The 17,912-nt window shown below is 45.1% G+C and carries 17 protein-coding genes and 1 tRNA gene; 9 read left to right on the forward strand and 9 right to left on the reverse strand.

Annotated features, from left to right (window positions below; genetic code table 11):
* Positions 1 to 42: 42 nt before the first annotated feature.
* The 4 genes from L7D49_RS04925 to L7D49_RS04940 all read right to left on the reverse strand — a co-directional run bounded on the left by L7D49_RS04925 (position 43) and on the right by L7D49_RS04940 (position 3,251).
* On the reverse strand, positions 43 to 1,284 hold the full coding sequence (locus L7D49_RS04925; RefSeq protein ID WP_238079712.1) for a copper amine oxidase N-terminal domain-containing protein: 1,242 nt from the start codon (positions 1,282 to 1,284) through the stop codon (positions 43 to 45).
* A gap of 148 nt (positions 1,285 to 1,432) precedes the next feature.
* Positions 1,433 to 1,993, reverse strand: coding sequence for a GNAT family N-acetyltransferase (locus tag L7D49_RS04930; protein ID WP_336246373.1), 561 nt, complete (start codon positions 1,991 to 1,993; stop codon positions 1,433 to 1,435).
* A gap of 15 nt (positions 1,994 to 2,008) precedes the next feature.
* Complete coding sequence (locus L7D49_RS04935; protein WP_238079713.1) at positions 2,009 to 2,350, reverse strand: zinc ribbon domain-containing protein YjdM; 342 nt, start codon at positions 2,348 to 2,350, stop codon at positions 2,009 to 2,011.
* Positions 2,351 to 2,417: 67 nt separating this feature from the next.
* On the reverse strand, positions 2,418 to 3,251 hold the full coding sequence (locus L7D49_RS04940) for a DUF2785 domain-containing protein (protein ID WP_238079714.1): 834 nt from the start codon (positions 3,249 to 3,251) through the stop codon (positions 2,418 to 2,420).
* A gap of 182 nt (positions 3,252 to 3,433) precedes the next feature.
* Between L7D49_RS04940 and guaC the strand changes: the two genes are divergently transcribed.
* Positions 3,434 to 4,417, forward strand: a complete 984-nt coding sequence (guaC, locus tag L7D49_RS04945; protein ID WP_238079715.1) for a GMP reductase — start codon at positions 3,434 to 3,436, stop codon at positions 4,415 to 4,417.
* A 79-nt stretch (positions 4,418 to 4,496) separates the two neighbouring features.
* Here the strand turns inward: guaC and L7D49_RS04950 are convergent, their stop codons facing one another.
* The gene (locus tag L7D49_RS04950) at positions 4,497 to 6,050 is read right to left on the reverse strand and encodes a sensor domain-containing diguanylate cyclase (protein ID WP_238079716.1); all 1,554 of its coding nucleotides are present in this window, start codon (positions 6,048 to 6,050) and stop codon (positions 4,497 to 4,499) included.
* A gap of 146 nt (positions 6,051 to 6,196) precedes the next feature.
* Positions 6,197 to 6,508, reverse strand: a complete 312-nt coding sequence (locus tag L7D49_RS04955) for a hypothetical protein (RefSeq protein WP_238079717.1) — start codon at positions 6,506 to 6,508, stop codon at positions 6,197 to 6,199.
* A 165-nt stretch (positions 6,509 to 6,673) separates the two neighbouring features.
* Here L7D49_RS04955 and L7D49_RS04960 point away from each other — a divergent pair, with 165 nt between their 5' ends.
* From L7D49_RS04960 to L7D49_RS04975, 4 genes are all read left to right on the forward strand, one after another.
* Entirely contained in the window at positions 6,674 to 8,341 is a 1,668-nt protein-coding gene (locus tag L7D49_RS04960) for an ABC1 kinase family protein (protein WP_238079718.1), read from the forward strand.
* 88 nt (positions 8,342 to 8,429) lie between these two features.
* Positions 8,430 to 9,941, forward strand: a complete 1,512-nt coding sequence (locus L7D49_RS04965; RefSeq protein ID WP_238079719.1) for an APC family permease — start codon at positions 8,430 to 8,432, stop codon at positions 9,939 to 9,941.
* A gap of 127 nt (positions 9,942 to 10,068) precedes the next feature.
* Positions 10,069 to 10,140 (forward strand) — tRNA-Asn (locus tag L7D49_RS04970).
* Positions 10,141 to 10,243: 103 nt separating this feature from the next.
* Positions 10,244 to 11,917 (forward strand): ribonuclease J, encoded by a 1,674-nt coding sequence (locus L7D49_RS04975; RefSeq protein ID WP_418895849.1) that lies wholly within the window; start codon positions 10,244 to 10,246, stop codon positions 11,915 to 11,917.
* Positions 11,918 to 11,984: 67 nt separating this feature from the next.
* Here L7D49_RS04975 and L7D49_RS04980 read toward each other — a convergent pair whose 3' ends face one another.
* The gene (locus L7D49_RS04980) at positions 11,985 to 12,869 is read right to left on the reverse strand and encodes a LysR family transcriptional regulator (protein ID WP_238079720.1); all 885 of its coding nucleotides are present in this window, start codon (positions 12,867 to 12,869) and stop codon (positions 11,985 to 11,987) included.
* A 108-nt stretch (positions 12,870 to 12,977) separates the two neighbouring features.
* Here L7D49_RS04980 and L7D49_RS04985 point away from each other — a divergent pair, with 108 nt between their 5' ends.
* The gene (locus L7D49_RS04985) at positions 12,978 to 14,171 is read left to right on the forward strand and encodes a coenzyme F420-0:L-glutamate ligase (RefSeq protein WP_238079721.1); all 1,194 of its coding nucleotides are present in this window, start codon (positions 12,978 to 12,980) and stop codon (positions 14,169 to 14,171) included.
* A gap of 88 nt (positions 14,172 to 14,259) precedes the next feature.
* Here L7D49_RS04985 and L7D49_RS04990 read toward each other — a convergent pair whose 3' ends face one another.
* Both L7D49_RS04990 and L7D49_RS04995 read right to left on the reverse strand, forming a co-directional pair.
* Positions 14,260 to 15,837, reverse strand: coding sequence for a hypothetical protein (locus tag L7D49_RS04990; RefSeq protein ID WP_238079722.1), 1,578 nt, complete (start codon positions 15,835 to 15,837; stop codon positions 14,260 to 14,262).
* The gene (locus L7D49_RS04995; RefSeq protein ID WP_238079723.1) at positions 15,827 to 16,528 is read right to left on the reverse strand and encodes an ABC transporter ATP-binding protein; all 702 of its coding nucleotides are present in this window, start codon (positions 16,526 to 16,528) and stop codon (positions 15,827 to 15,829) included. Before L7D49_RS04995 ends, L7D49_RS04990 begins: the two co-directional genes overlap by 11 nt.
* A gap of 262 nt (positions 16,529 to 16,790) precedes the next feature.
* On the opposite strand from L7D49_RS04995, the gene L7D49_RS05000 reads away from it, so the two are divergent.
* The 3 genes from L7D49_RS05000 to L7D49_RS05010 all read left to right on the forward strand — a co-directional run bounded on the left by L7D49_RS05000 (position 16,791) and on the right by L7D49_RS05010 (position 17,752).
* Positions 16,791 to 17,099, forward strand: a complete 309-nt coding sequence (locus tag L7D49_RS05000; protein WP_238079724.1) for a hypothetical protein — start codon at positions 16,791 to 16,793, stop codon at positions 17,097 to 17,099.
* 66 nt (positions 17,100 to 17,165) lie between these two features.
* Positions 17,166 to 17,414 carry a hypothetical protein gene (locus L7D49_RS05005; RefSeq protein WP_238079725.1) on the forward strand — a complete coding sequence of 83 codons (249 nt, stop codon included), beginning with the start codon at positions 17,166 to 17,168 and terminating at the stop codon, positions 17,412 to 17,414.
* 56 nt (positions 17,415 to 17,470) lie between these two features.
* Positions 17,471 to 17,752 (forward strand): hypothetical protein, encoded by a 282-nt coding sequence (locus tag L7D49_RS05010; protein ID WP_238079726.1) that lies wholly within the window; start codon positions 17,471 to 17,473, stop codon positions 17,750 to 17,752.
* Positions 17,753 to 17,912: the final 160 nt, after the last annotated feature.

Here is a 17,912-nt window from a genome sequence, read left to right on the forward strand (position 1 = left end):
TGTAAGTGTCCGCAATCAAGGGTACAGAGAGATAGATTCTTCTTAATCAATAAATATCGTTTTCAACGCAGCATCCCAGCGTACGGTTCCATTATAAGATTCCTCCACTAGTTGAAGCGGTATCATTGCATTGCCTTTGATCAGTTTCGGCGCTGCCGGCAGCGTTACGGACTTCCCTCCGACAGTAGCAGCTTTGGAGTTGATCGTCACCTTGACGGCTGGGTTGGAGATTGTAATGACATCGCCTTTTTTCGTCAGCTTCATTTCCGGGTTAACGTTCTCAAATACAGCTCTTACCGGGACATACACGACATTGTTTTGAATGACCGGCTGATGTGGTAAGGCGATCCATTTCCCCTTCATCATAATTTGCGGTTCTCCGAGATCCGGAATGAGATCACTGAATGGGATGCCTTCGCCGAAGTAGTTTTTGCGTGTATCCGATATTTCCTGCAAAGTCTTTTGGCGCTGTTCTAAAATGCCGTTTACCGTTTTTGATTTTTGGCTCAAGATATCATTTGATGTTGTTGTACTAATTGTCGTAATGTCTTTTTTCGTCTTATCGCCAATCGTTTGAATTGATTTCGTCTCTCTTTTCAAAATGGAATTCCACTCGGCAAGGGCCTGCTTTTGTGTTAATTTACCCTGCCTATACTTTTGCATGACGCTTGCCAATGAAGTCGGGCTGCTTTGGTGTCGCAGTTCAGACATAGGGCTGGCCAGGCTGTTCGCGCTGACCGCTTGGCGATAAAAACTCATCGGGCTGGCCAGTGAATGTTCGTTCACTGCATTTCTGTATTTCATCATCGGACTCGCCAATGAATTTTCATTGATTGCGCTTTTATAATGCGACATCAGACTTCCTAAGGAATTCGGGTTGATACTTTGCGCATAGTTTTGCATTGGGCTGCCCAATGATTTGGCATTAATCTGACTCTTATAGGTCCGAAGCTTGGATGAATATTCTTTATTGGCGCCAAACTGGGCTTCCAGCTTCGCCACATCCGCTTCGAGCAGCTGGTTTAACTGGGCCAAATCATCACTGGTCTGCTTCCCAAATGTGTCAAAAGAGGCTTGTTCCTTGTCCCGATAGGCCCGATATTCTTTATTCGTATCATCTCGATATTTTTCATAAGCTTTGACCGCCTTCTTTTCATAGGACGTATATTCATTTCGGACCTGATTCAGCACCTTGTTACTCGCTGCAGCAGATGCATTGGCAGTCAGCCCAAGAAATAAAGTGCATGCCAAAACAAGGCTGGCTGCCTTACGAATGCCTTTCATCTCACCATCTCCTTACCAATGATTTACTATTAAGAATAAAGGAACGCTTCCTTGTTTGGAATATGTAGGAAGTCTCATTACTTGACCTATGTTTTTCGTCTCATCTAAACGAAAACATGCCCGCCTTCTCATCAGGCGAGCATGTACATCATCGTATATTCCATTCAGTTTGCAATAATGCATACATATAGACATCCTCGAACTTGTCCCCGGTCCGCTCGTAGCTGCGCAGCAAACCTTCCCGAAGAAAACCGAACTTCTCTACAAGCTTCTGGGAAGCGACATTGGCCGGATCAATCAACCCTTGAATGCGCATCAGGTTCATCTCCGTGAAGCCATATTCTAAGACGGCCCCAAAAGCTTCTGTCATGATCCCACTCCGCCAATGTTCCTTTGATAGTTCTGCCCCGACCTCGGTACGTGCGTGCCGCTGGGCATAGGCCAAGAAACCACAACTGCCGATCACTTGCTCTGGCTGGCTCTTCAATGTGATCCCCCAGCGGATGCCGGTTCCATTTTCAAAGATGGAGCGATACCATTCGATCTCCTCTCCTGCCTCACTGACGTGCGTGAATGGAAGCAATCCATAATATTTCATAACTTCCGCATCCGACAGGTAACGAAAGATTGCCGGTGCGTCCTCTTTTGTCACTTCCCGTAATAAAAGCCGTTCTGTTTCTAGTACCGGAAACTGTTTACCGTTCATCATTTCCCCACTCCGAACTTAGATCTTTTTCACAAATTCCGTCTTTAATTGCATCGGGCCAAAGCCGTCAATTTTGCAGTCAATATCATGATCTCCGTCTACGAGACGGATGTTTTTCACTTTCGTCCCCATTTTCACTACGGAAGAACTGCCTTTTACTTTCAAGTCTTTGATGACCGTAACGGTATCTCCATCTTGCAAGATATTCCCGTTTGCATCTTTAAACACTTTCTCTTCTTCCTGCTCTGTTCCTTCAGCACCAGGCAGCCATTCATAGGCACATTCCGGGCAAACGAGCTGATTTCCATCTTCGTATGTATATTCCGAGTTGCACTTCGGACAGTTTGGCAAAGTAGTCATGCCATATTCCCCCTCACCTGTATAGATGGTCCCATCGTACCATGTTCCTTTCGCTTGGTCTACTTGCCTAGAGAGAGAACCACTTCTGTATAAAATGGGAAACCACTTGCTGCAAGCGTGGTGCCTGGTGATGCATCTTCAAGGCAAAATAAAACGTCTTCATGAAGTGAAGTGTGTTTGTTCTCGCTTGGAAGAATTGGCGGCTGTAACCGCTTCTAGACTTTTCAACTTCCAGCCGGTCAAACACTTGCTCCACCCACTCCACGAGAACCTCTTCAGGATATTCCTTTTTCACCAGCGCCATGATGACAGCCACAAGGCGCTTGTCTTCATCGTCCGTATAGACAGTCCCTTTCCAAAAGCTGTCACTCACTCCTTGTAACAGGATCGGCATAAGCCGTTTTTCGGTAAGTGGATGCCCTGCCATCACTGCAGCGAGGTCTGCTCCATGTGCGATACTATGCGCCCAGCCCTTATCCTCTACAAATCCACGGACATCGCGCTCCTGTTGCAAATACGTTGAACACCGCTCCATAACCAAACGTCTCACGGCTTCCTCCAAATAAGGAGTCTCTTGATCAATCGTTAGCAATCCGGCTAACCAAAGGGAGGCGAAAGAGCGTGTAAAGACGCTGTCTGTATTCATTTCACCTATGGCATAAAACAATCGCCTATCACTGATCAGCTCTACAGCCAAGTTCTCCATAACTTCATTTTCTATCAGCTGCTCCGTAAGCATGATAATAAACAGCCTATAAATCTGCTCATCTCGCAAAACGGGGTCAATTGAACCGATTTCTTCCAGCATTTGATCCAATAATTGCCCGCCACTTTCCTTCATATAGTCCATTCGCTCTTCCGGACTCATAGCAATCACTTCTTGCAAAGTTGTCTTTATCATCTCTCCAGCCCCTTTATCCTGTTCCTCCTATTATAGACTTTGCCCATAAACAGGTGTAGGAATTTTCAACAAATGTTTCACCCGTAAAACGGTTGACTTCAGTTATAAAATGATGTAAATTACAAAAGTACGAACGTTAACATTTAAATTTAAAATAATATTCGCCTTTAGGAGTGTTATATATGGATGCAGTATTCGATTATGAAGATATTCAATTGATTCCCGCAAAATGTATTGTCAACAGCCGCTCGGAATGTGATACATCGGTCAAGCTAGGAAAGCATACTTTCGTGTTGCCAGTCGTTCCTGCCAATATGCAGACGATCATTGATGAGAAGATCGCATTACAGCTGGCTGAAAACGGTTACTTCTATATCATGCATCGCTTCAACCCAGAGACGCGCGCTGCCTTTGTGAAAGATATGCACAGCAAAGGATTGATCGCTTCCATCAGCGTCGGAGTAAAAGAGGAAGAATACGGATTTGTGGAGCAGCTTGCAGCAGATGGTTTGGTTCCTGATTACATTACGATCGATATTGCCCACGGCCACTCCAATGCGGTCATCCAGATGATTCAACACATTAAAAAGCATCTTCCCGAAACATTCGTCATCGCAGGTAATGTCGGTACGCCGGAAGCGGTACGTGAATTGGAGAACGCGGGAGCGGACGCAACAAAGGTCGGCATTGGCCCCGGAAAAGTATGCATCACGAAAATCAAAACAGGCTTCGGCACAGGCGGCTGGCAGTTGGCTGCATTGCGCTGGTGTGCAAAAGCCGCTTCCAAGCCGGTCATCGCGGACGGCGGAATCCGGACACACGGAGATATCGCCAAGTCTGTCCGATTCGGTGCATCCATGGTCATGATTGGGTCCCTTTTTGCGGGTCATGAAGAGTCCCCTGGCCAGACAGTCGAGAAGGATGGCAAGCTGTTCAAGGAATACTTCGGTTCCGCTTCTGAATTCCAAAAGGGCGAGAAGAAGAATGTGGAAGGCAAAAAAATGTACGTCGAGCACAAAGGCAAACTGCAAGATACACTGACTGAAATGCAGCAGGATCTACAGTCGTCCATCTCTTATGCCGGCGGTACGAAACTTGAAGCTATCCGCACAGTTGATTATGTAATCGTGAAAAACTCCATTTTCAATGGAGATAAAGTCTATTAATAGGAAGAGCTGCCTTTCCCGGGCAGCTCTTTTTTATTCGGAACAAAAAAGGCAGAGGGGGTTTCCCTCCACCTGTTCTTTATTCGCTTTGCTTCGCTTGGACAATCGTCCGGTTCCGCCCGGTCTCTTTCGCTTCGTAAAGCGATTGATCGGCGAGTTCCAGCAATTCCGCGGGATGCAATGCATGCTCTGGAAAAGCGGCTACACCTGAAGATATGGTGACAATTTCACCACATGGACTGACGGTCGACTCCATTCTTTTGCGAAGCCGTTCGGCCGTTTGATACGCGCCTGCCGCATCTGTTTCAGGCAAGAGAATGACAAATTCCTCTCCGCCAAACCGGCAGCACCGATCTTGCTCGCGGGAGACGGCTTTCATTTCGGAAGCTAGGAACTTCAGCACTTCGTCGCCTGTTGAATGGCCGTACGTATCGTTGACTCGCTTGAATTTATCCATATCCAAAATAATCAAGGCATACGGTCTTCCCTGTTCCGTCCATTTTTTCATCGTTTCGTCCATTGACCGCCGGTTCCACACTTTCGTCAACGGATCGGTCGTGGACTGATGGATGAAAAAGTTCACTCGATCTTGGAAGAAATTCAAGCTGTAGTTCAGCGCCTTCTTCAATTGATTGGCTTCATAATACCAGGTTGTTACCTTGTTGATTTTCTCTTCCTGGCTGTTCTCCGTACTCGTTTCCGTGTAGTACGCAAGTTTCTGAAGTGGCAGAGCGATCTGTTTGGAGATTATGAATAACAGGATGAGGACCACCAGAACGAAGGGCAGTGTCTTTCCAATCATTTCATTCGTCATAGAAACAGACGGGGCAATGGCAGACGTTTTCTCTTTTTGGGACACGACACCCCATTTGGCCAGCGGAATGGTCGCATAGCCTGCCAGCATCACTTTGTTCTGGGAGTTCGTCACTTCCATTGCTCCATCATGTCCCGCCATCAATTCTTTAATTACTTTGTTATCATCTATGACCTTGTCGACTCTCTCAGGATCCGGATGATAAATGATACGCCCTGACTGATCGACAACATAGACGTAAGAACCGTCTTTGTAAAAATGCTCTCCCAGTACCGTCTGCAAGATGTTTTCTTCTTTTAAATAAATAGTTCCCCCGACTAACCCGAGAAACTGTCCATTTGCATCAAAAATCGGCTGAGAAATGAATATGACGAGCCGGCCAGTCAATGCGGTATATGGCTGAGAGATAAACGCTTCCCTCTTTTGCAGTGCTTCTTTTCCACCGACCGATACAAGCTTCTCTCCTTTGAGCCCCAGCGTTTGGGGGGAAGTCGCCAATATTTCGGCCTCTTTATCGACAATTAACACAGAGTTGAATGTATCCGTTTGTTTCTTTAATCTCTCCGCCTCATGCAAGAGCGCTTCTTCGTCTCTATTTTCAATTAAGGAAGCTAAGTTTTCCGAACTCATCTCCAACATTTGCAACGTCATCGTTAAGTATATTTCCGTCGAGTTGGCCAGTTTATCCGCATATGCTTGGTTCGTTGCCAGTGTACTGTTGATGAGCGTTTGTTTGCTCACCCGATACCCTGAATAGATACTACTCACCAATGTAAGAATCACAGACATCAACGCAACCAAAGATATTAAATATTTCAAGGACAGCCTCATGGCCAGTTACAATCTCCTTCTATTTCAAAAATCGCATAATGAATCTACTATACCATTTCTCTTCCTATATAACAGTACTTTTTTGCCAGAATAGAAGAGTCCTCTTCCGATTATTTTCAGAAGAGGACTCTTTTTTAGGCAACTTGCACTTCCACTTTCATATCTAACTCGCACATTTTAAAGTAGTTGGCAAACCTTCTCGTCAGGGCGCTTTCTAGTTCCTCACCGGTTTCATCTGAAAATGCCTCTTGCGTAAACGCCTGGACGCCGCAAAAACAATCTTCCACCGGATTCAGAGCGGTTCCTTCTCCGCCTTCCCCTTTGCTCACAACAATAAGCGATATGGTCATCGCCGTCATATGGACGACGGTCACATCCAAAATCTTTTGTGTCTGTTCATCCAATCCCGTTTGGTCGTACACTTTTACCGTAACACTTTGCTTCATTCATTCGTCCCCTTTTACTTGAAATAACTTCCAATTATTACGTAAACCAACAGGTAAAGCAATGGATTTCTGTATTTTCTTTCATTCCACTAAAACGAGTTTAGGAGTCAGCAACCTGCTGTAGGGGTATATACAACCAACTGAGATAAGTTGGAGGGATAGTGGATGTTCAAAAATAAACTAAGACATTCCAAGCGGATGCAGGAGATCATCAATGCTTTTGTAAAAAATGGCCTTCGCCATTTTCTTTTCAGGCTCGGATTAACCAAGCAAGATTCAGCGGACACAGATCCAATCGATCAGGTAAACCTCCAAGATGTCGGAGTGAAATTAAGGCAAGCGCTGCAGGAGCTTGGCCCCACTTTCATTAAACTCGGTCAGATTGCGAGTACCCGGCGTGATCTCGTGCCACCCGAAATTTCAATTGAACTAGCAAAACTGCAGGACCATGTTGCGCCCTTCCCTTTTGAACAAGTGAAGGAAATTATTGAATACGAACTAGACGCACCGATCGAGGAATTGTTTTCAACTTTCGATCCAGAGCCATTGGCCACTGCTTCCATCGGCCAAGTGCATGCAGCGCGCCTGCCAAGCGGCGAACAGGTTGCTGTTAAAGTGCAGCGACCTAATATCCGGCCTGTCGTTGACACGGATCTTTCCATCTTGGCGGATTTCGCACGTTTTTTGGAAGCCAATACGGATTGGGCAGAAACGTATCATCTTCGTGATATGATCGATGAATTCTCCTCGTCCCTGACCGACGAACTGGATTACCGGATTGAAGGACGCAACGGGGAACGAATCGCCAAACAGTTTGCGGAACAGCCTGACATCCGCATACCCGCTGTCTTTTGGGATTACTCGACTAATAAAGTGCTGACAGCCGAAATGCTGCATGGCATTAAAGCCAATGATGTACAGCAGCTCGATGCAGAAGGGTATGACCGCGGTTTGATCGCCCAGCGGATTGTCGATTCGATGTTCTATCAAGTGCTGGAGATGGGTTTTTTCCACGGCGATCCTCATCCCGGCAATATTTTTATACGTCCGGGAAATATTATTGCTTATATGGATTTCGGCATGGTCGGACGCCTGACCGACGAGCTGAAATTCCATTTCGCCTCTCTCATCGTCAATATGCGAAACGGCGATTCGGATGGGATGATCGATACGTTTGAAGAGATGGGTATCTTGCCGGATGATCTTGACTTGCGCTTGTTTAAACGGGACTTAGATACGTTACAGACGAAATATTATGATGTGTCATTGAATGAAATACACTTGGGGGCTATTTTCATGGAGCTTTTTCAGGTCGCCTATCATCATCACATTCAAATCCCATCCGAAATTTCAATATTGGGGAAGGCTATCTTGACATTAGAAGGGCTCATCTCGGAACTCGATCCTGAGTTCAGCATTATGAAAGCCGTCGAACCGTATGGGGAGAAGCTCATGAAAGAACGATATAACCCATTGAATTTTGCGCAGGATTCAATTAAACAGTGGATGGAAAACTATCAAATTCTCACTCATTTACCTAAGGATATTAAAGACATCACACGAACGATAAAAAAGGGCAAAATGCAGCTAGATATTAATCTAAAACAAACCCACACATTTTTAAATCGGCTCGATCAGATTAGCAATCGCCTATCCTTCAGCATTATCCTGCTGTCATTCAGCATTCTCATGGTCGGTGTCATTATCGGTTCTTCGATTGCGGGACAACGGAATCTATTATGGGATCTGCCCGTCATTGAGATTGGTTCAATAATCGCGGGGCTCATGTTTGTATTCTTGCTGTACCGTATTTTCCGTTCAGGCAAAATGTGATGTCAATTACATTCTGGTAGGTTGATAGGTTTCATTATGTTGATATAGGGAATGAAAGACCTATCTAACTATCTAGGGGGAACAACCAATGGAGACTACTGAACCACCACGAAGGAAAAAGCTGCAGAAGACACTTAAACCGTCATGGGTATTTGCAATAGCACTTGGGTCGTCAGTTGGGTGGGGGGCCTTTATTCTACCAGGGGATTGGATTAAAGAATCAGGGCCGCTCGGTGCAATTCTCGGCCTGCTAATCGGTGCATTAATCATGATGGTCATCGCGTCCAGTTATGGCGTGATGATAAAAAAATTCCCTGTTTCGGGGGGCGGCTTTACGTATGCCTTCATCGCCGCAGGGAAAGTGTGGGCCTTTATTTGCGGTTGGTTTTTGTCGCTCGGTTATATGTCCATTGTTGCGTTAAATGCATCCGCTTTCACACTGCTGTTGAAATTTTTAGCTCCTGGATTTATGAAGCAGGGCTATCTTTACTCCATTGCAGGATGGGATGTCTATTTGCCGGAAGTTCTAATCGCTTCCTTGCTCATCCTGTTGTTTGCTTTCATTAACTCAACAGGAACGAGCGTCTCAGGAAGAATTCAGTTCTACTTCAGCGTCCTGCTCATCGGAGGTGTCGTCTTGCTTGGAATGTTCACCTATGGATTCTCGGAGCAGCCGCTTGAAAATATGAAACCGCTATTTAGCGGGAAACAGTCGATTTTGACATCCATTCTTGTCATCGTAGCGATTGCACCATGGGCATATGTCGGATTTGATAATGTTCCGCAAGCAGCTGAAGAATTTAAATTTTCGCCGCGAAAGGCAACGATTTTGATTGTCGCTTCGCTGTTTACATCCTTTCTCATCTATGCCGTTATGATCGGTTTGACCGCATGGTCCTTCCCTAGCACGGCAGGCATTGGAGAAAGCAATTTATGGCTCACCGGAGACGTCATTTATTCATCACTCGGCATGGCCGGTCTTGTCATTATGGCAGTCGCCATTATGATGGGAATCTTTACAGGACTGAACGGGTTTTTCATGTCTTCAAGCCGCCTGCTGTTTTCCATGGCACGAGCGCGGGCATTGCCGAATGGATTCCGTTCGATGTCTAAAAAGCATCAGACACCGGTTTGGGGCATTTGGTTCGTTGCATTGGTCACGCTCCCGATGCCTTGGTTTGGCAGACAGGCATTGACGTGGATCGTCGATATGTCATCGACTGGCGTTTCTGTCGCCTATTTATTCACCTGTATCGCTGCCTATCGGGTGCTGGCATGGAAATCAGAACAAGCCGGACGTGAAATCGCTCCCGTGAAGAAGGCATTGGCACTGGTTGGTATCATTGCGAGTGCATCGTTCCTTGCGCTATTGCTCATTCCAAATTCACCGGCCGCTTTATCGACGCCTTCCTATTTATTATTGCTGGCTTGGGCCGTTACAGGATCCGTTTTCTATCTGGCCATGCGGAAGAAATATAACAGCCTATCACAAGAGGAGACCGAGTATTACTTGCTTGGTAAGTCCATCGAGTCTGAGGTGCAAAATGGAGGAAATGAAGAACCGATCCCGGTCGATTCCTTATCCATGAATAAAAGCTAATCACTCTCCACTTGTAAAGTATTGATTCACGAATTTCGTCCACGATAGTAGGGGAACGTTCTCATTGGCACTTTTTCAAAATGAATGTATAGTTCGTGAAAAACAGGCCACGATAAGAGTACAACTTTCCGGAATAGCTCAGCGGTAGAGCAATCGGCTGTTAACCGATAGGTCGTAGGTTCGAATCCTACTTTCGGAGTTCCCCGGCCTCTCCTTTCGAGTGAGGCACATTAGGCTGTCCCGGTTGCAAACGCAACTTGCGGGACAGCCTTTTCTAGTACAACTACAGTGGAGGGTTTAATGTGGAGACAACTGAAAAAATGATATCCGTGTTTGCGCTGGGCGGCGTGAATGAAATTGGGAAGAATATGTATGTCATTCAATATGGAGATGACATGATTGTTGTGGATTGCGGATCTAAATTCCCCGATGAAACACTATTAGGCGTTGATTTGATTATCCAGGACATCTCTTATTTGCTGGCTCATCGGGACAAAGTACGCGGACTGATCGTCACACATGGACATGAGGATCATATCGGCGGCATCCCTTACTTTTTAAAGCAGCTGAATGTCCCTGTTTATGCTTCCCGATTGACGCTCGGGTTAATTGAATTAAGACTGAAAGAACACGGGCTGCTAAGGGATACCGAACTTGTAATGATTAACGTGGAAACAACACTTCGTCTCGGAGAGATTGATCTCTCCTTCTTCCGTATCAATCATAGTATTCCCGATTGCGTTGGCGTCGCCTTCGAGACACCGGCAGGCACGATTGTGCATACGGGGGATTTCAAGTTTGATTTGACGCCGATCCATGATGAGTTTGCGGACTTCCATAAGATTACGGATATCGGGAAGAAGGGTGTCCTGCTTTTATTATCCGAAAGCACCAATGCCGAACGTCCAGGTTTCACTCAATCAGAGCGGATTGTCGGCGAGCGGATTTTGGAGGAATTCAGGAAAGCGGAGCAAAAGGTTTTCATCTCGACATTCGCTTCTAATGTCCATCGTGTTCAGCAAATCATTGATGCGGCGCGGATGACAAACCGGAAAATTGCGTTGGTCGGCCGGAGTATGGTGAATGTCGTGGGAGTAGCCGAGGAACTTGGCTATTTACAAATTCCTGAAGATTTATTGATTGATGTGAAAGAGATTGACCGTCTGCCTTCAGAGAATGTTGCAATCATTTGTACCGGGAGCCAAGGCGAACCGATGGCGGCCCTTTCCCGTTTATCCAGCTCCTCGTATCGTGACGTAGCGGTTCATCCCGGAGACACCATCATCTTTTCCTCAAGCCCCATCCCAGGAAATGAAAAAAGCGTCTCCCGGATTGTTGACAATTTCTATCGGTTAGGAGCCCGTGTCGTTTATGGGTCAGGAGGAACAACGGGTCTTCACGTGTCTGGTCACGCCTTTCAGGAAGAGCTGAAACTGATGCTCACTTTATTGAAGCCTACCTACTTCATTCCCATACACGGAGAATACCGAATGCTCATAAAGCATAAAGAACTGGCGGAATCGGTAGGAGTGAATGGAGAAAATATCTTTATTATCTCAAACGGGGATATCGTGGATATTAAAAATGGTGTTGCCAGACAGACGAGACAAGTCGACGCAGGCAATGTGTTTGTCGACGGCCTCGGCATCGGGGATGTCGGAAAAATCGTCTTGCGTGATCGGAAAGTGCTGTCTGAAGAAGGCATGCTCGTCATCGTTGTATCGATTAATAAAACGGACGGCCAGTTGATTACCGAACCGGCCACCCTGTCCCGCGGTTTCGTATTTGAACGCGATGCGGAAGCTTTATATGACGAAGTCAACCGGCTTGTAAAAGAAACCATCCAAGCAGCACAGCCTTCCAGCCGGCGTCAGCGCAACGACGTCAAGCACGACATTCGCAAGTCTGTAGAAAAATTGCTGTATGCCCGGACAAAGCGACGGCCGATGATTTTGCCTTTCTTGATTGAAATTTGAGTCCTCAAAGACAGGCTGGAGAAACAATCTCTCCAGCCTGCTCGTTTTTTTAAAAAATTATCATCCCTCATTTTCTCTCAATCAGCTCTACAAACTTCGTCGATGCCGGAGAAAGTGGGACGCTTTTCAAGGAACAGACACCGATGCTGCGTGGGGGAATCTGCTCGGTAAACTGAACTTCGCGAAGAATTCCTCGCTCTAAATAATCCTCCGTAAATTCCTTCGTCACACAAGCAATCCCCATATTGATCCGCGCAAATTCTACTACGAGATCATGGGAACCGAGTTCGAATTCTGGTGAGATTTTTACCCCTTTGGCGAGTAAAAATTCCTCGACATATTTCCGTGAATTCGAATTGGGCTCCAAGAAAATCAATGGAAGCTTCGCAAGCTCCTGAAAATCGATCGGTCTTGCAAGCAGCTTCTGGTACTTCTCCCCGTAGACAAATGTGTCATGTATTTCAAGACAGGGCGTGACATGCAGCGACGCGTCGTGAATCGGTAAATTGCAGATGCCGATATCCACCTCTCCAGACTTTAAATAAGCAATCAGTTCATCTGTCGTGCCGTTTACAATTTTTAACTTAAGGCTCGGATACCGATTTCGGAAGGCTTCCAGCTTGGGAAGTAAAAAATATTTGGATATCGTATCACCAACCCCGACCCGAAGTTCACCAGTCGTAAGATTTTTAAATTCCGCCATCTTTTCTTCACCGATTTCGATTAAATTGATGGCAGAGTTAACATACTCCAAAAGAAGGGTTCCTTCAGTCGTAGGCGTGACTCCTTTTGGCGTCCGGTTGAACAGCCGCGTACCGAGTTCATTTTCGAGTTGCATGATCGCCTGGCTCACTGCCGGTTGTGTCATAAAAAGCACTCGTGCGGCCTTGGAAAAGCTTTGATTCTTGCCGACGATACTAAAAATGCGATACAAATCTAATTTACAAACCATATAACCACTCCTTATACCCATTATTACATATATTAATTTTACTTATATCAGTTGCCGTTGTATAGTACAAGTAGATCGATAATCAAAAAAGCGTTAGGAGCGATTTAAGTGGAACGAGTAGTCGGAACCGTTGTAAGAGGTCTTCGTAGCCCTATTATTAATCAAGGGGATCAGATAGAAGAAATCGTAGTGGATACTGTATTAACAGCCGCAGAAGTCGAAGGAATCACAATTCAGGATCGAGACATCGTCACGGTGACTGAATCGATCGTTGCCCGGGCTCAAGGAAACTACGCGACCATCGATCACATTGCAAAAGACGTTCAATCAAAGTTTGGCGATGAGACAATCGGCGTTATTTTCCCGATCCTCAGTCGGAACCGGTTTGCGATCTGCTTGCGCGGTATTGCAAAAGGGGCAGCTAAAAAAATTGTTTTGATGCTCAGCTATCCATCAGACGAAGTCGGCAATCATTTAGTCGATATCGATATCCTTGATGAAAAAGGCATCAACCCATGGACGGACGTGCTGACAGAAGCTCAATTCCGTGAGCATTTTGGTTATAACAAACATACATTTACCGGTGTAGATTACATCGAATATTATAAATCCATTGTGGAAGAGTATGGCGTGGAATGTGAAGTGATTTTCTCCAACCATGCAAAAACAATCTTAGACTATACAAAAAATGTACTGACATGTGATATTCACTCTCGTTTCCGTACAAAGCGCATCTTGAAAGCCAATGGCGGAGAAAAGATTTACAGCTTAGATAACATCCTCTCCGAATCTATTGACGGAAGCGGCTATAATGAAGCGTACGGATTGCTCGGCTCCAACAAATCGACGGAAGACAGCGTCAAGCTCTTCCCACGCAACTGCCAGCCTGTCGTCGACACAATCCAATCGATGTTGAAAGAGAAAACAGGCAAAACAGTGGAAGTCATGATTTATGGAGACGGCGCATTCAAAGACCCAGTCGGCAAGATTTGGGAGCTCGCGGACCCTGTCGTTTCTCCAGCTTACACAGCAGGACTCGACGGAACGCCAAACGAAATCAAACTTAAATATTTGGCAGACAACGAATTCGCCAACCTTCGCGGAGAAGAAGCGAAAAAAGCGATCGCCGAATACATCCAAAACAAAGAATCCGACCTCGTCGGCTCCATGGCAGCTCAAGGCACAACGCCGCGGAAATTGACGGACTTGATCGGTTCCCTCTCGGACTTAACATCCGGCAGTGGAGACAAAGGAACGCCTATCGTCTTCATTCAAGGGTATTTTGACAACTATACAAAATAAGAAATGGCCTGCAACCAAGAAGATCGGTTGCAGGCTTTTTTGATTCAAAAAATTATGTCTAGTAAACCCCTACCTGACGGTCCCTTCACTAAACAGCCGTCTTCTTCAAAATCAATAAATCAATCACAAGGATAACGATAAGAATGATCCCTGTTGAAAGGCCAATCGGCAAGGCCATCCAGAGCAAGCTGAAATGCAACCCAGAAACGACCAGCAATACAGGCAAGCCATATAAAAGACTAATGATTACATTCGGATTTGATTTAACTGCTTCCGAAGGGTTTTTCCATTCCGTCAATGGATGCTTTCGATCATGTAACGGAGCCAGCAAATTATAACTGACCATTAACAAAAGAACGACTGCCAATAGCAGGAGCGAGTGCATTGTAGCGTAACCAGTCAAAAGAAAAACTGCATAGCTGATAAGGATCGATATGGCTCCAATCATGGACGAAACCAAAACTTTTGAAAGGTATATTTTCCTCTGATCGAATGGCAAGCCTTGCAATAAATAATAATACTTCCCCTCACAGGAATAGGGAGTTCCGCTTGTATTATTCATGCAGCTCATAAATAGCACGATGTACGCAAATACAATCTCAACATACCCGCCTTCCAACCAATCCATTGGAATCCATTGCTTCCGATCGGACAGCAGCAAGCATATTGAAATTACGGGCGTCATGACTAAGCTGAGAAGTACTTGTAGCTTAAAATATGATTCGGATTGGAGCACCCATCGTTCCCTCTGAAGATAGCGCCGCCATTCATTATCCCCTGCATACACTTTCGCTTTTCTGAATGTCGAAGACCCCATTTCTCTCCTGCCATTCTGCATGTAGTGTAGCGCCATACTTTGAACAGCCCCTCGATACAGCAGAAAACTAGCCAACCAGAACAAGAGGAGCATAAACAGGAAGCGCAACGATATTTCTGGAGCAGTATAAATTCCGATGATTTGCTTTACTACTGGCACTTGCCCCACTGCCATATAAATGCGGGTCATCAATGTATCGATTGATTGGACTACAGAAGAAAACGTGTCCATGGATATGTCTGACCATAGGACCTTTACGTTTACTTTTGAGCTAGTGACCACCCATAGAATAAAACCAGCTGCAATCCCGAGCGAAGCGATTCCATTCAACAGCAAGGAAGCCATTGTCGTCAAATGTCTGCGCCAGAGCTGAACTAAGGACAGCAGGAATAGGAGCAACAGGACGGTAAAGATGAGTAACGTCGGCAACAGTAAAATTGTTTTTACAAGCTCCGCCCATTTCATTCCCCAGACTAATATAATCAAGGCAGGCATTTGAAGAACGGTTGTCAGGAGGAGGGGCAGCAGTAAACTGCTCATGACTTTGGCACTGACAATCCGTTGCGGCTGAATCGGCAACGATGCCATTAATTCATATTCACGGTAGCTGAACACGACAGAGACAGAGAAATATACCGTCAGGAAATAGACAAGGACTATAGAAATCGCCAAATTATAAAATAGATAGACCGGCAATGTACTGATGTGATAGATAGCTACATTCAGGACCGCTATCTGAACGGCCAAGTAGGCAAGGGCAATCAGGAGCGTGACCCGCACCATCACTTGCTTTGGAATCGTGTAAGCAGAAGAAGCAAAAAAGAAAGGCAATGGATAATTATGCTTCATGTTTCTGCTTCTCCAAGAAAATCGATTCAAGGGAACCTTGTGCCATCAGTTTGTGAATGTCTTCATGCAAAATGATCCGGCCGCCCTTCAAAATGGTGATCGAGTTGCAAATCTTTTCGGCAACGTCCAGCAAATGCGTAGAAAAGAAAACGGTTCCTCCTGCTTTCACATAGTCTCGTAAACAATCTTTAAATGTTACAACGGCATTTGGATCCAACCCATTCATCGGTTCATCCATGATCAGGATCGGCGGCTGGATCGTAAAGGCCGCAATGAGCGACATCTTATGGAGCATTCCATATGAATAGGACCCCATCGGTTTATGAATGGATGTCTCCATGCCAAATCGTTCGATATACATAGATAGTTTTGCATCGTCTCTCTTCTCGTATAAAGGCAACAAGAATTGAATCCAATCATAGCCCGAGACATTCTGAAAGACCTGAATGGTATCCGGAATATAATAAAATTGTTTTTTGTACTGAAGGGAATCCGATTGGGAAACCCCATTGATCGATACGTGTCCGGCATCCTGTTCTAAAATGCCTGTAATGCAATTGATCGTCGTGGTTTTCCCCGCCCCATTGGCACCGACAAAACCTAGAATCTCTCCTTTTTTAACTTGCAGATCGACCCCATGTAATATCGTGTTGGCTCCAAAGCTTTTTCTAAGATTATTTATTATTAACATACATGCCCCCCCTTTTACTTTTAAAATTTCTTTTCGGCAAACTAAAAATACGTGACACCTAATTTTCATTTTTTGTTATATTAATTGTAGAACAGATTTTAGTGAAGGTCAATATTTTGTAGGTGTGTGATTTGATGCTCAAATACTATCGGGCAAGCGAAAAGAACTCGACGACGGCTAGCACTGTAGCTGTGACTTTCGAGTTTAAGCATTAAAGAAGAGGCCAAAAGGGGGGGTTCCTTATTATAGGATTTTAATTTCATTGTTATATCTCCAAGCTTTCTATTTAATAGTGTTTTCAGTCGGTTTCGGTGGTGGAATGGGCTTGTTGTTTTATGCTCGATTCGGTTGGGCGCCATCAAACGGCTACCTGTACCAAATTGCAATGGAGATGGAGGAGACCGGTCTATTAGTTGGAGAATGGCCAGATGAGCAAAGGACGGTAAGGATGCTCAGAAAGAAGGAAGAAGGGGCGGAGTTCTACAAAATCGTCTCCCAATCGCTGAATGATCGGATCACGCAGATTCATTCCTACCTCCATTACATCCTGGAGTTTTTAAGAAACGAATGACCGCCGGAATTTTGCACACATTTTCATATTGTCATAGAGTGAAGATAATGAAAGGAGTTGTACAATATGCAACCAATGATCAATGGATTGACAAAGTTCGATGTAGCTGTATTGCTTGAAAAAGCGGTTTTGCTAAACGGGATGCTCGTTCATGGTACACCGGAGCAAAAAGAGTACGCTAAAAAAGAATGGGAACTCCTTGAGCAACAAATCAAGGTTCATACCAACTTGGATGCTGACGAAATGACCAAAAGGGAACTTGCCTTGGAACACGACACAATCGACCTGAAGATGTTTGACCTACTCTGTGAATAATGAAAGTTTCATCAATAACGGCCATTTAGAAGGCTTTGTGTTCGGGCGTTTTTACGATGGATATGCTAACACTAATCTCCGTGGCGGCGCATGTCGTGACCATATCGGCAATAGGCATCTATGTAATCAAATTTGCAGTCAGCAAGTATAAGAACTTTCCCTTGCTTTGTTTGCAGCTGTTAGGACCTCTTATAGCCTTATTGATAGTCCTAAATGCCGACGACATCGGCGCCACATTATCGCGTTTCAATAGGGCAGTTTCTTCGTTCCATGTTTATCTCGGAGCGATCATGTTTCTGTTTTTCCAACAACTAATGCCTGGCGGAATCCGTAAGTAAGTCTCGAACTCCACAAAATTTTCAATGTGAAATGCAAAGAAGAGAACAATGCTTAATTTCTTGAGCGTGAAAAGAAGACTCAGATTTATCCATTTCCTTACCTTCCCGAGAGGACAGTAAGGTAGTGATTTTCTTATAATAGTAAATGGTGTAATTAATC

Origin of the sequence: Sporosarcina cyprini, from assembly GCF_022048975.1 — a bacterium.
GTDB lineage: Bacteria > Bacillota > Bacilli > Bacillales_A > Planococcaceae > Sporosarcina > Sporosarcina cyprini.

What these genes read in the sequence shown, in the direction of transcription:
- L7D49_RS04940 (WP_238079714.1), bottom strand. Translation starts at nt 3,251, where the DNA reads ATGATAAAGACAACTTTGCAAGAAGTGATTGCTATGAGTCCGGAAGAG.
- L7D49_RS04925 (WP_238079712.1), bottom strand. Translation starts at nt 1,284, where the DNA reads ATGAAAGGCATTCGTAAGGCAGCCAGCCTTGTTTTGGCATGCACTTTA.
- L7D49_RS04980 (WP_238079720.1), bottom strand. Translation starts at nt 12,869, where the DNA reads ATGGTTTGTAAATTAGATTTGTATCGCATTTTTAGTATCGTCGGCAAG.
- L7D49_RS04960 (WP_238079718.1), top strand. Translation starts at nt 6,674, where the DNA reads ATGTTCAAAAATAAACTAAGACATTCCAAGCGGATGCAGGAGATCATC.
- L7D49_RS04995 (WP_238079723.1), bottom strand. Translation starts at nt 16,528, where the DNA reads ATGTTAATAATAAATAATCTTAGAAAAAGCTTTGGAGCCAACACGATA.
- L7D49_RS04955 (WP_238079717.1), bottom strand. Translation starts at nt 6,508, where the DNA reads ATGAAGCAAAGTGTTACGGTAAAAGTGTACGACCAAACGGGATTGGAT.
- L7D49_RS04965 (WP_238079719.1), top strand. Translation starts at nt 8,430, where the DNA reads ATGGAGACTACTGAACCACCACGAAGGAAAAAGCTGCAGAAGACACTT.
- L7D49_RS04930 (WP_336246373.1), bottom strand. Translation starts at nt 1,993, where the DNA reads ATGATGAACGGTAAACAGTTTCCGGTACTAGAAACAGAACGGCTTTTA.
- L7D49_RS05010 (WP_238079726.1), top strand. Translation starts at nt 17,471, where the DNA reads ATGGATATGCTAACACTAATCTCCGTGGCGGCGCATGTCGTGACCATA.
- guaC (WP_238079715.1), top strand. Translation starts at nt 3,434, where the DNA reads ATGGATGCAGTATTCGATTATGAAGATATTCAATTGATTCCCGCAAAA.
- L7D49_RS04935 (WP_238079713.1), bottom strand. Translation starts at nt 2,350, where the DNA reads ATGACTACTTTGCCAAACTGTCCGAAGTGCAACTCGGAATATACATAC.
- L7D49_RS04990 (WP_238079722.1), bottom strand. Translation starts at nt 15,837, where the DNA reads ATGAAGCATAATTATCCATTGCCTTTCTTTTTTGCTTCTTCTGCTTAC.
- L7D49_RS05005 (WP_238079725.1), top strand. Translation starts at nt 17,166, where the DNA reads ATGCAACCAATGATCAATGGATTGACAAAGTTCGATGTAGCTGTATTG.